Below are 13,932 nucleotides of genomic sequence, written 5' to 3'. Positions count from 1 at the left end.
GTCCCCGATGGCCGGCATCCCCGACGCCTTCGTCCACCTGCACGTCGCCTCCGGCTACTCGATGCGCTACGGCGCATCGACCCCGTCGACCCTCGTCCAGCGCGCGGTCGCGTGGGGGCAGCCGGCGCTGGCCCTGACCGACCGCGACGGGCTCTACGGTGCGGTCCGGTTCGTCCAGGCCTGCGCCGCATCGGGCATCGCCCCGATCCTCGGGGTCGACCTCGCGGTGCGTCTCCCCCCGGCAGAGGGACGACGCCGGTCCGGACGACCCGGTGGTGGGTCTGGGGGTGGGGCTCGGGGTGGAGCAGGTCCGGGCGGGGTCGGCATGTGGGGCGACCTCGGCCGTCGACCCGACCGGGCCGGGGGGGCCTTCCCGCCGTCGGCCGGCTCCCGCAACCCGGTCCGTCCCGATCCGGTCCGCACGCCGGTGCGCGGCGGGGCCGTCGTCGACTCCCGACTCCCGCGGGTGACCGTCCTCGCCCGCGGGCGTCTCCTCGGGATCGATCCCGGCGCGGGGTGGGCCCGACTCTGCCAGCTCGTGACCCGCACCCACCTCTCGGGCGAGCGCGGCGACCCCGTCAGCACCCCCGAGCTCATTGCCGAGCTGGCCCGGCCGCCCGGGCACCCACAGCCCGGCGCGGGCGGTCCCGGTGACCGGGGTCGGTCCGGTGATCCGGGCGACCTCGGTCCGAGCCCGCTCGTCGTCCTCCTCGGTCCCGACTCCGATGTGGGCCGGGCCGCCCTCGCGCGTCGACGCGACCTCGCGACCGAGGCCCTGGCCCGGTGGCGGGCGCTGCTGCCGCGGGACGCCCTGGCCATCGAGGTCGTCTGCCACGGGGGGCCGGAAGGCACCCCGGCCAACCTCGGTCACGCGGCGCGGCTCTACGCCCTCGCCCGCGACCACGGCATCCGCGTCGTGCTCACCGCCGCGGTCCGGCACGCCGACCCCCAGGAGGCTGCCACCGTCGACGTCCTCGACGCCGCCCGACGCCTCGTCCCCCTCGACGTGCGACACCTCGACCGGGTCACCACCGCCGGGCACCTCAGCCCCACCCCGGCGATGTATGCCGTGGCCTGCGACATCCTCCAGGCCTCCGGGCCGGGCATCAGTGGCGGCGGGGTCCGGGCCAGGGAGGGGGCCTCGGCCCTGCTCGCCTCGACCGTCGACCTCGCGATGGAGTGCATCCTCGACCCGGCCCTCGACCTCGGCCTCGGCGCGGTCCACCTGCCGGAGCAGACGGTGCTCGGCATCTCTCCCGACACCGATCCGCAGGCGGTCCTCGTCGAGCGGTGCCGGGCGGCGATCGGTGGGCGCTACCCGACCCACTCGCCGAGCGAGCTCGCCGCGATCGAAGCCCGTCTCGACGACGAGCTCGAGGTCATCGGGGGGCTCGGATACCCCACCTACTTCCTCACCGTCGCGGCCGTCGTCGACCTCATCAAGGAGATGGGGATCCGGGTCGCGGCCCGCGGGTCCGGCGCCGGCTGCCTCGTCAACTACCTCCTCGGCATCTCCGGGGTCGACCCGATGCGCTACGGCCTGCTCATGGAACGGTTCTGCTCGCCGTTGCGGGCGCAGCTGCCCGACATCGACATCGACGTGGAGGCGGCGCGGCGCACCGAGATCTATGAGCGTGTGCTCGAGCGGTTCGGGGGCGAACGGGTGACCTGTGTCTCGATGATGGACAGCTACCGGGTGCGGCACGCGATCCGCGACGTCGGGGCCGCGCTGGGGCTCCCGCCGTCCGAGATCGACGCGATGGCCAAGGCCTTCCCCCACATCTCCGCGCGCAACGTGCGGCACGCCATCGCCGACCTGCCCGAGCTCCGGGCCAGCGGTCTCAATGCGCCCCGGCTCGACCTGATGCTCGACCTCGTCGAACGCCTCGACGGCCTGCCCCGGCACATCGCCCTCCACCCGTGCGGGGTCGTGCTGTCCAACTCCAGCCTCCTGCAGCGCACCCCGGTCGAGGCGAGCTGGATCGGTTTCCCGATGAGCCAGTTCGACAAGGACGACGTCGAGGCGCTCGGCCTGCTCAAGCTCGACATCCTCGGCATCCGGATGCAGTCGGCGATGGCCCACGCCGTCGACGAGGTCCGACGGGTCGAGGGGGTGCACATCGACCTCGACGACCGGCAGCAGGTGGCGCTCGACGACGAACCGACCTTCCGGCTGATCCGCACGACCCACACCCTCGGGTGCTTCCAGATCGAGAGCCCGGGGCAGCGCGAGCTCATCGGCAAGTTCGGTCCGGAGAGCTTCGAGGACCTCATCACCGACATCTCGCTGTTCCGCCCCGGACCGGTGAAGTCCGACATGATCGTGCCGTTCCTCAACGCCCGGCAGGGCTGGGCGCAGCCGGAGTTCCTTCACCCGACGCTCATCCCGGCGCTGCAGGAGACCGAGGGGGTCGTCGTCTTCCACGAGCAGGTGCTGCTCATCGTCGCCGAGACGACCGGCGTGACGCTGGCCCAGGCCGACGAGGTGCGCCGGGCGATGGGGTCGCCGCAGGGCCAGACCCAGGTCGAGGCGTGGTGGCGCCCGGCGGCGCTCGCCCGGGGATATCCCCCCGACGTCACCGACCGGATCTGGGAGGTGCTCAAGGCCTTCGCGTCGTTCGGGTTCTGCAAGGCCCACGCCGCTGCGTTCGCGCTACCGACCTACCAGTCGGCGTGGCTGAAGACGCACCACCCGGCCGCGTTCCTCTCCGGCGTGCTCACCCACGACCCCGGGATGTATCCCAAGCGGCTCATCCTCGACGACGCCCGCAGCCTCGGCATCGCCGTCCTCGGGCTCGACGTCAACGCCTCGACGGGGGCTTACGTCATCGAGAAGCTCGACGCGCACTCCGACGGCGCGCACTCCGACGGCGCGCACTCCGACGGCGCTGGGCAGGACGGGCAGCACGGGCAGCACGGGCAGGACGGGCAGGACGGGCAGGACCAGCAGGCGGGCCGGCATCCCGACCTGCCCGACGGCCGGGCGTTCGGGATCCGGATCTCGCTGGCCGACGTCAAGGGGATCAGCGGCGCCGAGGTCGCCCGGGTGGTGGCCGGGCAGCCCTACGCCGACCTCGCGGACTTCTGGCGTCGGGCCCACGTCGGGCGGCCGATCGTCGAGCGTCTCGTCCTGGCCGGGGGCTTCGACTCGATCTACGGCGTCGGCTCGGTGGCACCGTCGATGATGATGCGCGCCGGCGACGGGACGACGGGAGGACGATCGAGCAGTATCCGGGGGACCCCTGGCGCCGGGCTCGGTCGCCGGGGCCGGGTCACCCGACGTGACCTGCTGCTCCACGTCGCGGAGCTCGACCGCTGGTCGCGGTCCCTCAGCCGGTCTCCGGGGCGGGCCGCTGGTCGAGGGTCCGCGCGCGCCGCGAGCCGAGCCGTCGCCGCGAGCCGAGCCGTCGCCGCGACCGCGCCAGCCCGGTCGATGGTGACGAGCCGGGTCGACCTCGGCCCGTCCCGAGACGACGGATCCGGTCACGGCGACATCACCACGCTGGCGGCGGCGCAGTCCCAGGCCGCCCGGTCGGTCGTGCCGGCCGACCAGCAGCCGACCCAGCTCCTCCTCGACCTCGGCGACGCCCCCCGGTTGGAGCGAGGCACAGGCCTGCCCGAGATGACCGGTCCCGAGCGCGTCCGGGCCGAGCTCGACATCCTCGGTCTCGATGCCAGTGCCCACATCGTCGACTTCTACGGGCCGATGCTCGATGCCCTCGGAGTGACCAGGTCGATGGACCTGCTGCAGGCCCGCAACCGTCGCGAGGTGTGGATCGCCGGCGTCAAGGTCGCAACCCAGACCCCGCCGGTGCGATCCGGCCGACGGGTCGTCTTCCTGACCCTCGACGACGCGACCGGTCCCGCCGACGCGACCTTCTTCGAGGACACCCAGGGCCCGTATGCCGGCACGGTCTTCCACTCGTGGATGCTTCTCGTGCGAGGTGTCCTGCGGCGCACCGGCCCTCGTGGGGTGTCGGTCCGGGCCACCGGGGCCTGGGAGCTGTCCGGGTTGTGGGAGGCGTGGACCCGGGGTGGCCTGGACGCGGTCCTGCACGCTCTCGAAGCCGCGGACGAGGAGGCAGTCGCCCGTAACGAGGCGGCCCTCGTGGCAGCCGAGATGGCCGACGGTCGGGCCCTCCCGGCCGGGATCGGCGGAGGAGGTGGCGGTCGGGAGGCCGGGGGAGACCGGGAGGCCGGGCAGCCCCACGACGATCTGCGTGGCCCCCACTCCGGCTACACCGACGCGGCTTACACCGACGCCGCGGGGTTCGACCTGGAGCACGTCGCTGCCGAGGCGGGTCACCCGGGCGCGGCCCGCACTGGCGGCGGTGACGAGACCGGTGCCGCCGACCGCCGGGGTCGTGCGGGCGGCATGGGCGGGTCACGGGGCTTCGACGTGCCCGCCGTCGGCCCGGCCCACGGTGCTGGTGGTGATGCTGCCGACCGGGGAAGAGGCAGGATCGGGGTCGGCCGTCTCGTCGACGGGATCCCCACCCGTCGGGTCCTCGTGCATGCATCGGGGTTCAAGCAGTCGCCCTACGCCGACATCAAGCCGGCGGGCTCGGATGCCCGCTCCGCCCGCGAGCTCGCCGGCGGGTCCGTGGTCCCCGACGAGCACCCCGGGCCTTCGACATCCACCGGGTCCACGACATCCATGGGGCCCGGGGGGCACCGCTATGACCCCTATGACCCCTATGACCCGCACGAGGCCTCGAGCGACGAGCACGAGCTCGCCGCGCCGCCGCGCAAGCTGTGGCACTCCAGCCCCGGAAGCTCGGGGCACTAGTGTTGACAACGGCTCCACCACACGACCCGATCACGCGCATGAGCAACGACGGAGGCGCTCGCGACAGCGCCCGCGAAGGGAGTCCCACGTGCCCGAGGAGCGGCGTCCGACGAGGCGGGGTGGCGGCGCGTCCTGGCGCACCCACGCCGTCTCCTCCGCGGTGGAGGACCTCGTCACCGCCCAGCGCGACCGACTCGGACGACCACTGCGGGTCCTCGACCTCGGTGGAGGCACCGGCGGGCTCGCCGTACCCCTTGCCGAACTCGGCCACGAGATCACCGTCATCGACCCCAGCCCCGATGCCCTCGCCGCTCTCGAACGACGGGCCGCCGAGGCCGGTGTCGCCGGTCGCGTCACGGCCCGGCAGGGTGACGCCGACATCCTGTCCGAGATGCGTCCCGACGACGGGTTCGACCTCGTCTGCTGCCACGGGGTCCTCGAGGTCGTCGACGACCCGGAGTCGACCCTGTCCGCCGTCGCCGCCGTGCTCGCCCCCGGTGGGCACCTGTCCGTCACCGTCGCCGGCCGGCTCGCCGTCGTCCTCGCGAGGGTGCTCGCCGGTGACTTCGCCCAGGCCACGGCGGCGCTCACGAGCGAGGACGGGCGGTGGGGGGCGACCGACCCGTTGCCGCGTAGGTTCGACCTGGTCCGGCTCCGCACGCTCCTCGAGGCCGCCGGCTTCTCCGTCGAGCACCTCCAGGGCATCCGGGTCTTCGGCGACCTCGCTCCCTCGGGCTCGACCGACACCGCTGCCGACCGGGCAGCCTTCGTCGCCCTCGAGCAAGCGGTCGCGACCCATCCCGACCACGCCGGGGCCCTCGGCGGCCTGGGCGCCCACCTCCATGCCCTCGCCTGTCGCCGCTGACCTTCCCCTCCGGCGCGCTCTCCCGACCCCGGGGAGTGCGGCATGAGCCGTCGCCAGTTCGCGGCACCGACGCGGTCGGGCGACGACATCCCCGACGACACCGGGTGCACGATCCTCCACGTCGACATGGACGCCTTCTACGCGTCGGCATCACTCATCGAGCGACCCGACCTGCACGGTAGGCCGGTGATCATCGGCGGGGGAGGCAACCGGTCGGTCGTCCTGTCGGCGACCTACGAGGCCCGTCGGTTCGGCGTGACCTCGGCGATGCCGATGGCGCGCGCTCGACGGCTGTGCCCACAGGCGGTGGTCCTCGAACCGGACTTCCCCCGCTACAGCCAGATCTCCGACGCGATCATGGCGACCTTCCACTCGGTGACCGACATCGTCGAACCCCTCTCCCTCGACGAGGCGTTCCTCGACGTCGGGGGGGCGCTGCGCCGACTCGGCCCACCGACGGGTATCGCCCAGCACCTGCGCGACACCATCGCCGACGAACAGAGCATCACCTGCTCGGTGGGGGTCGCCCCGACGAAGTTCGTCGCCAAGCTCGCCTCGAGCCTGGCCAAGCCCGACGGCATGATCGTCGTGCCGCAGGCCGAGATGCTCGGCTTCCTCCACCAGCTCCCCGTCGGGGCGCTCTGGGGGGTCGGGGACCGCACCGAGGAGGCGCTCGTCCGGCTGGGGCTGCGCACGGTCGCCGATATCGCGCACACGCCGGTCGAGACGCTGCGTCGGGCGCTGGGTCAGGCCTCGGGCAGCCACCTGCACGACCTCGCGTGGGGTCGCGACGAGCGCACCGTGGTCCGCCAGCAGCGGGAGAAGAGCATCGGCGCGGACGAGACCTTCGCCCACGACATCGACGACCCGGTGGCTATCCACCGCGAGCTGCTGCGGCTCAGCGACCGCACCGCAGCCCGGGTGCGGGCCGCCGGGATGATGGGGCGCACCGTGTCGATCAAGGTCCGCTTCGCCGACTTCACGACGATCACCCGGGCCCGCACCCTGCGTGACCCGACCGACGTCTCCCAGGAGATCTACGCCACAGCCCGGTCCCTCTTCGACGCGCTCGGCCTGCAGCGGGCCCGGATCCGGCTCGTGGGCGTTCGCATGGAGGGCCTGGTCGAGTCGGAGGGGGCCCCGATCCAGGGACTGCTCGACGAACCCGACCACGGCTGGCGCGAGGCCGACCGCGCCGTCGACCAGGCCAGCGCACGTTTCGGCGCCGGCGCGGTGCGACCGGCGTCGCTCGTCCACGAGGTCCGGAACGGCGGCGCGGGGCGCAACCAGCGTGCGGAGCGTGGCCCGCAGGGGTCCCGTGGGCCCGGACCTCGGGCGGGGAGACCACCCGCATCAGGGCCTGCCTGACCCGCCGTCCCCCCGTCTCGCCCTCCACCACCGCCCCCTGCCCGAGCCCAGCTTTCTTACGGTGACATGACCTTCGTCCTGCCTTTCCGCACATCCGATGTCCTCTCCGTGGCGAACGCCTATCCTGAGGACTTAGAGTGACCCAAAAGGGCATGAGTAGACGCCGCGGTCCCGAACTTTCCGGGCCCCCCAGACGTCCTACTGATGAAGGACCTGGTGCGAGGGAGGTTTGCTGTGCCGCTGTCGGAACACGAGCAGAAGGTGCTCCAAGCAATGGAGCAGGCTCTCTATGCTGAGGACCCCCGCTTCGCGACCCACATCACCAACCACGGGTTGCACCAGAACAAGCGCCGGATGATCCTCGGGGCCGTCGGTGTCGTCGCCGGACTCGCCCTCGTGGTCCTGGCCGCGCTCTACTCCCTCATCTGGCTCGGTGCCGTCGGCTTCGCCCTGATGGTCGCTGGAGGTGCCTACGCCTTCTCGCCGGCGAAGAAGACGGTTCTCGGCGCGGTCGGCGAGGACGGCTCGATCCGTCACGCTGCGGCTTCCCGCAAGTCCTCCAGGGCTGGCAGCAAGAGCTCCTTCATGCAGCGCCTCGAAGCCCGTTGGGACCGTCGCCGCCACGACGAGTGGTGACCTCTCAGCTCACGGGCCGACACCGAGCGTGAGCAGCCCGACCACCCAGATCAGGACGATGGCGAAGCCGGTGACCAGCTCGATCCCCGCCGACGTGACCACTCCTTCGAGCGCAGCCATCGTCGCGGCCCGCGCCCGACCATGGTCTCGGTGACCGGCGAGCTCGACGAGGTAGACGCCGAGTACGAAGCCGATGGGCGCACCGACCACCGGGACGACGACGAAGCCGGCAACGGCGGCCACCAGGGCCAGCACCAACGTCGCGGGTCGCACCCCGGCACGACGCATCCGTCGTCCGGGGAGGGCGTAGCGGGTCACGAGCCCCGCGGCATACAGCACCGTGGCTGCGCCGACGACGAGCCAGGCGTGCACGTCACCGCGGTCGGCCGCCCAGAGGACCGTGCCGAGCATCACGATCGCCAGTCCGGGGATGACCGGGACGACGACGCCGATGAGGCCCACCACCATGAGCAACCCCACAACGATCGTCATGCTCATCGTCGCGGCGTCCTCACCATGTTGGACCTCATGATGCGTGTCGCCAAGCCGTGCGCCTCACCACGCTGTGAAGGACGTCGACCTGTTGGAGGAACCAGCCGGGGGAGTGCCCGCCTCAGCGGGCGACGCCCTCCTCGGCCTTGCCACTCTTGTCGCCGAGTCGGTTGGACTCGTCCTGGATCTCGCTCGCCTGAGCCTGAAGCCGCGGGAGGTGCTCACGCCCGTGGTGGGCGCAGAACAACAGCTCGCCGCCGTTCACGAGGCGGGCGCGAATATAGGCCTGGGCACCGCAGCGGTCACAACGATCCGCTGCGCTGAGGCTCGGGGCCAGTGTTGTGTTCACGTCTGCCTTCTCTCTGTGTCGGTCGTCGGGTCCGGTCGGGGCCGGTCCGGCGAGGTCATATTGCTATGACGTCTGCCTGCCGCCGCTGGGTTGCGTCGGTGGCTTCCGGTACCAACAGTCAAACACGCCGGTTCGTTCCCCGCTCGCATTGGCTCGGGTTGTGACCGGTCTCGTGACCAAACAAGGGCGAAACCGTGATGTTTCGCTCTGGGCGGACAGGCCACGGACCATGCCGCGAAGCGGTCTGGGGTGATGTGGACAAGGGGAGTTCGAAGCAGGGGCAGGCGGCGGATGGCGTGCCTGCCCACCACTGTCGGCGGCGACGGATAGCCTGCAGGGAGTTCGCGAGGGATGACCTCGGGACGCTCGACGAGCCATCGGAACGCACGACGAAGGGATGGCCCGTTGTCCACGGCCGCACGAAGGTCCGCCGGCGCCGGCGACTACACCGCTCGCCACCTGCAGGTGCTCGAGGGGCTCGAGGCGGTGCGCAAGCGACCGGGGATGTATATCGGGTCGCGCGACCAGAAGGGGCTGATGCACTGCCTCTGGGAGATCATCGACAACGCGGTCGACGAGGCCCTGGCCGGTGCGGGTGAGGAGATCGAGGTCATCCTCTATGCCGACCGTTCGGTCGAGGTCCGGGACCACGGGCGCGGCATCCCCGTCGACATCGAGCCGCGGACCGGTCTGTCGGGGGTCGAGGTCGTCTTCACCAAGCTGCATGCCGGGGGCAAGTTCGGTGGCAGCTCGTATGCCGCCACCGGTGGGCTCCACGGGGTGGGTGCCTCGGTCGTCAACGCGCTGTCGGGACGTCTCGACGTCGACGTCGACCGCGGCGGAAAGACCTACGCGATGAGCTTCCGCCGCGGGGAGCCGGGTGTCTTCAGCGACTCCGGTGTGCCGACCCCGTCGGCACCGTTCACGGCATACGTCAAGGGCAGCGAGCTGCGGGTCGTCGGCAAGGCGAGGCGGGGGGTGACCGGGTCCCGGATCCGGTTCTGGCCCGACGAGCAGATCTTCGAGCCCGGGTCCGAGCTCGACTACGGGCAGCTCGCCGACCGGGCCCGGCAGACCTCGTTCCTCATCCCGGGTCTGCGGCTCGTCGTCCACGACGAGCGTCGCCTGCCGGGCACGCCGGGGGAGGCCGGGCCGAGCGAGGAGGTCTTCCATCACGACGGCGGGGTCACCGAGTTCGTCGACTACCTCGCCCCCGACCCCCCGGTGACCGACGTGTGGCGCCTGCAGGGATCCGGCACGTTCACCGAGACGGTGCCGGTCCTCGACGCCACGGGGCACATGACGCCGACCGAGATGGAGCGCGAGTGCGTCGTCGACGTGGCCCTGCGGTGGGGCACCGGCTACGACACCCGGCTGCTGTCCTTCGTCAACATCATCACCACCCCCAAGGGCGGCACGCACGTCGCGGGGTTCGACCAGGCGTTGCTCAAGGTCTTCCGCAAGCAGCTCGAGGTCAACGGCCGACGCCTCAAGGTCGGGCCCGACAAGGTCGAGAAGGACGACATCCTGGCGGGGATGACCGCCGTGGTCACCGTCCGCCTCGCGGAGCCGCAGTTCGAGGGCCAGACCAAGGAGGTGCTCGGCACCTCGGCGGTGCGGGCGATCGTCTCCCGGGTCGTGGAGCAGGAGCTCACCGACCGCATCACCACCCCCAGGCGGGGCGAGAAGGCCTCGGCGGCGCTGCTGCTGGAGAAGGTCGTCGCCGAGATGAAGTCACGCATCAGCGCACGGATGCACAAGGAGACGCAGCGCCGGAAGACGGCGCTGGAGTCCTCGTCGCTGCCGGCGAAGCTCGCCGACTGCCGCACCCACGACGTCGAGCGCTCCGAGCTGTTCATCGTCGAGGGCGACAGCGCACTGGGAACGGCCAAGCTCGCCCGGTCCAGCGACTACCAGGCGCTGCTGCCGATCCGGGGCAAGATCCTCAACGTCCAGAAGGCGTCGATCGCGGACATGCTCAAGAACGCGGAGTGCGCCGCGATCATCCAGGTGGTCGGCGCCGGCTCGGGTCGCACCTTCGACCTCGAGGCCGCGCGCTACGGCAAGGTCATCATCATGAGCGACGCCGACGTCGACGGCGCCCACATCCGCACCCTGCTGCTGACCCTCTTCTTCCGCTACATGCGCCCGCTCGTCGACGCCGGCCGGGTGTATGCCGCGATGCCCCCGCTGCATCGCCTCGAGGTCATCAACCAGGGCAAGAAGAACGACTACATCTACACCTACAACGAAGCCGAGATGCGGCGGACCCGCGCAGCCATCGAGAAGCGTGGCAAGCGGGTCAAGGAGCCTCCGCAGCGCTACAAGGGTCTGGGGGAGATGGACGCCGACCAGCTCGCGGACACCACCATGGACCCGCGATATCGCACCCTGCGCCGGGTGACGTTGGGGGAGGCCGAGGCGGCCGAGAACGTCTTCGAGCTACTCATGGGCAACGACGTCGCTCCCCGGAAGGACTTCATCATCGACTCCGCTGCGGGTCTCGACCGGGCCCGGATCGACGCCTGACCCGGGCTGTTCGGGGGCTGTTCACGGGCCGTCCACGACCTCTCCCCGGTCGGCCGGGGCAGCGTCAAAGGTCATCCGTTTACGATAAGGGGGCCGCGCCGTCGCGCGGGGTCGTCCGACAGGGGAGACGCTTCATGGATCAGCAGTCCGGCACGCCGGAGGAGACGTCGACCTGGGTCGACTCTCCGGATCGGTCCGGCACGGCCGACCGGAGCTCCTACGGCGCCGGCCCGACCGAGCAGATCACCCTCCCCACCACCCCGGCTCCGGCGCAACCCTTCCCCCCGTCCCACCCCACCAGCCCCCCACCGCAGCCCACGCCGCAGCCCCAGCCGCAGCCGCGGGTCCCACGGCAGCCCGCCGGCGACATCCTGCGCTCGGACGAGGTCGCCTGGTCGCAGGACACGCTGCGGACGGTCTCGCGCGCCTTCAACACCAAGGTCGTCGGCCAGGGTCGGCTGCAGGAGACCCTGCTCATCGGCCTGCTGACCGGTGGCCACATCCTGCTCGAGTCGGTGCCGGGCCTGGCCAAGACGACGGCCGCCTCGACCCTCGCGCACGCGGTGACGGGCAGCTTCAAACGCATCCAGTGCACGCCCGACCTGCTGCCCAGCGACATCGTGGGGACGCAGATCTTCGACGTCGGCAAGGCGACCTTCGAGACCCAGCTCGGACCGGTCCACGCCAACTTCGTCCTCCTCGACGAGATCAACCGCTCGAGCGCCAAGACGCAGTCGGCGATGCTCGAGGCGATGCAGGAACGGCAGACCTCGATCGGCGGCAAGGCCTATCCCCTGCCCGAGCCGTTCCTCGTCCTCGCGACCCAGAACCCCATCGAGCAGGAGGGCACCTACGTCCTGCCGGAGGCGCAGCTCGACCGTTTCATGCTCAAGGACGTCCTCGACTACCCCACCCTCGAGGAGGAGGCCGAGGTGCTCTACCGCATCGACGCGGGCGTCTTCACGAACAACCAGATCGCGGTCATCGAGCTCGAGGACGTCCGCCGGCTCCAGCGGCTGACCCGTCGGGTCTACGTCGACCCCGCGATCGTCCGGTATGCCGTGGGCATCGTCTACGTCACCCGGCACGCCGACCGCTACATCGACCCCGCCGTGGCCCGGTTCGTCGAGTTCGGCGCCAGCCCGCGTGGCAGCATCGCGTTCACTCAGGCGGCTCGGGCGCGGGCCCTGCTCGCCGGCCGCGACCACGTCGTCCCGGACGACATCAAGGCCCTCGCCCACCGGGTGCTGCGCCACCGGGTCGTGCTCGGCTTCGAGGCGATCGCCGAGAACGTCCAGGTCGAGTCGGTCGTCGACGCCCTCGTGGCGACCGTCCGGACCCCCTGAGGCAGTCCGGGTGCCGGCGCTGCTGACCAAGGTCAAGAGCAAGCTCTTCATCGTGGCCCACCGCAAGACGTGGGGGCTGCTCGACGGGGAGTATGCGTCGGTGTTCCGCGGCCGCAGCCTCGACTACGACGACCTGCGGGACTACATCCCCGGTGACGAGATCCGGGACATCGACTGGAAGGCCACCGCCCGGCACGGCTCCCCGCTGGTCAAGCGCTACGTCGCCTCCCGCAAGCAGAAGGTCATGTTCATCGTCGACACGGGGCGCGGGATGGCCGCCCGGACGACGAGCGGCGAACCCAAGTCTTCCGTCGCCGTGATGGCCTGCGGCATGCTCGGCTACCTCGCGCTGCGCCACGGCGACACCATCGGTCTCGTCGAGGGCGACGTGCTGGACACCCGCCCGCACGAGAGCAAGGGCACCGAGGCCCACCTGGAGCGGCTGCTGCGCGAGATCGCGAGCCGCACGACGCTGCAGTCGGGGCGCAGCCGGCTCGCCGACCAGCTGCGCTACGTCGGACAGCACTTCCGCCAGCGGATGCTCGTGATCGTCGTCGCCGACGACCACGAGATCTCCAGCGAGGACGTCGCGCTCATCCGCCGGCTCCAGGTCCAGCACGAGATCCTCTGGCTCACGATCGAGGATGCCGACCCCACCGACAGCGGGCCGGGCGAGGACGCCTACGACGTCGACGACGACACCCTGCTCCCTCCCGAGGTGCGGTTCGACGCGCGCCTGCGCGCGGCATACGGGACGGCGGTGCGGGAACGGCGCGACAGCCTGGAGCACACCCTCGACCACCTCGGCATCGTCCACTCCCGGGTCGGCTCCACCGACGCGGTCATCGGCACCGTCTTCCGGCTGCTGGAGAGGCAGCGCCGTCGTGGCCGGTGACAACGGGTTCTACGCGCCGATGACCTACTCCGTCCTGTGGACCGTCATCGGGGTCGTCATCATGCTGGCCATCGTCGGGTGGGCGTTCGTCATCTGGTGGCAGACCCGCCCGGTGCCGCCCCCCAAGCCGACCCCGCCGCCGCCCCCGGGCTGGCTGCTGGGCCAGCTCAAGGGCCAGTACCTGTCCCGGATCGACGAGATCGTCAGGCTGGCCGAGGCGGCTGAGCTGTCGTCCCGCCGCGCGCACCAGGAGCTGAGCACCACGGTGCGCCAGTTCGTCCAGGAGGCATCCGGGCTGAGGGCCCCGACGATGACCCTGACCGAGCTCGGGCGCAGCGGCGTGGCTCAGCTCGAACCCGTCACCGACGTCGTCCTGCGGCTGTATCCCGTCGAGTTCGGACCCGACCGGGAGGCCAGCGTGGCCACCTCGGCCGACGTCGCCCGGGGGGTGGTCCAGCGGTGGACCTGAAACAGGGCTGGGTGATCATCCCGGCGGTGGCGGGGCTCGTCCTCGTCGCGGCCGTCGTGTGGCTGCTGCTGCGGCGCACCGTCCGGGTGGGCACCGTCGCCGTCGCGAACTCCGACCTGCTGCGACGGCTCCCGGAGTTCCGGCGGGCGGTCCGCGCCCACCAGCTGCGCACCCTCGCCATCGGCGGGCTGGCT

General features: G+C 71.6%; 11 protein-coding genes. 9 read left to right on the top strand and 2 right to left on the bottom strand.

Going from position 1 to position 13,932, the window contains the following annotated elements; all coding sequences use genetic code 11:
* Nucleotides 1-7: 7 nt before the first annotated feature.
* From Q0R63_RS15150 to Q0R63_RS15135, 4 genes are all read left to right on the top strand, one after another.
* Nucleotides 8-4,789 (top strand): PHP domain-containing protein, encoded by a 4,782-nt coding sequence (locus Q0R63_RS15150; RefSeq protein WP_295698963.1) that lies wholly within the window; start codon nt 8-10, stop codon nt 4,787-4,789.
* A gap of 88 nt (nt 4,790-4,877) precedes the next feature.
* Nucleotides 4,878-5,654, top strand: coding sequence for a methyltransferase domain-containing protein (locus Q0R63_RS15145; protein WP_295698960.1), 777 nt, complete (start codon nt 4,878-4,880; stop codon nt 5,652-5,654).
* A gap of 42 nt (nt 5,655-5,696) precedes the next feature.
* On the top strand, nt 5,697-7,022 hold the full coding sequence (gene dinB, locus Q0R63_RS15140) for a DNA polymerase IV (RefSeq protein ID WP_295698957.1): 1,326 nt from the start codon (nt 5,697-5,699) through the stop codon (nt 7,020-7,022).
* 204 nt (nt 7,023-7,226) lie between these two features.
* Nucleotides 7,227-7,658: a DUF3040 domain-containing protein gene (locus Q0R63_RS15135; RefSeq protein ID WP_295698954.1), complete on the top strand. Its 432-nt coding sequence runs from the start codon at nt 7,227-7,229 to the stop codon at nt 7,656-7,658.
* 9 nt (nt 7,659-7,667) lie between these two features.
* Here Q0R63_RS15135 and Q0R63_RS15130 read toward each other — a convergent pair whose 3' ends face one another.
* Both Q0R63_RS15130 and Q0R63_RS15125 read right to left on the bottom strand, forming a co-directional pair.
* Nucleotides 7,668-8,156 carry a DUF456 domain-containing protein gene (locus Q0R63_RS15130; protein WP_295698951.1) on the bottom strand — a complete coding sequence of 163 codons (489 nt, stop codon included), beginning with the start codon at nt 8,154-8,156 and terminating at the stop codon, nt 7,668-7,670.
* Between the two features lie 115 nt (nt 8,157-8,271).
* Nucleotides 8,272-8,499: a hypothetical protein gene (locus Q0R63_RS15125; protein ID WP_295698949.1), complete on the bottom strand. Its 228-nt coding sequence runs from the start codon at nt 8,497-8,499 to the stop codon at nt 8,272-8,274.
* 405 nt (nt 8,500-8,904) lie between these two features.
* On the opposite strand from Q0R63_RS15125, the gene Q0R63_RS15120 reads away from it, so the two are divergent.
* From Q0R63_RS15120 to Q0R63_RS15100, 5 genes are all read left to right on the top strand, one after another.
* On the top strand, nt 8,905-11,028 hold the full coding sequence (locus Q0R63_RS15120; protein WP_295698947.1) for a DNA topoisomerase IV subunit B: 2,124 nt from the start codon (nt 8,905-8,907) through the stop codon (nt 11,026-11,028).
* Nucleotides 11,029-11,162: 134 nt separating this feature from the next.
* A complete protein-coding gene (locus tag Q0R63_RS15115) occupies nt 11,163-12,374 on the top strand; it encodes an AAA family ATPase (RefSeq protein ID WP_295698944.1) in 1,212 nt (403 codons plus the stop codon).
* A gap of 10 nt (nt 12,375-12,384) precedes the next feature.
* Nucleotides 12,385-13,269 carry a DUF58 domain-containing protein gene (locus tag Q0R63_RS15110; protein WP_295698941.1) on the top strand — a complete coding sequence of 295 codons (885 nt, stop codon included), beginning with the start codon at nt 12,385-12,387 and terminating at the stop codon, nt 13,267-13,269.
* Nucleotides 13,259-13,738 (top strand): hypothetical protein, encoded by a 480-nt coding sequence (locus Q0R63_RS15105; RefSeq protein WP_295698938.1) that lies wholly within the window; start codon nt 13,259-13,261, stop codon nt 13,736-13,738. The genes Q0R63_RS15110 and Q0R63_RS15105 overlap by 11 nt, the downstream gene beginning before the upstream one ends.
* Nucleotides 13,729-13,932 (top strand): hypothetical protein (locus tag Q0R63_RS15100; protein ID WP_295698935.1); only part of this gene is annotated, 204 nt, incomplete at its 3' end. The genes Q0R63_RS15105 and Q0R63_RS15100, both read left to right, overlap by 10 nt.

Source organism: Lapillicoccus sp. (assembly GCF_025353065.1).
Classification (GTDB): Bacteria; Actinomycetota; Actinomycetes; order Actinomycetales; family Dermatophilaceae; genus Lapillicoccus.
The sequence above is the reverse complement of the archived record's forward strand: the minus strand, read 5'-3'. Positions and strand labels throughout refer to the sequence as shown.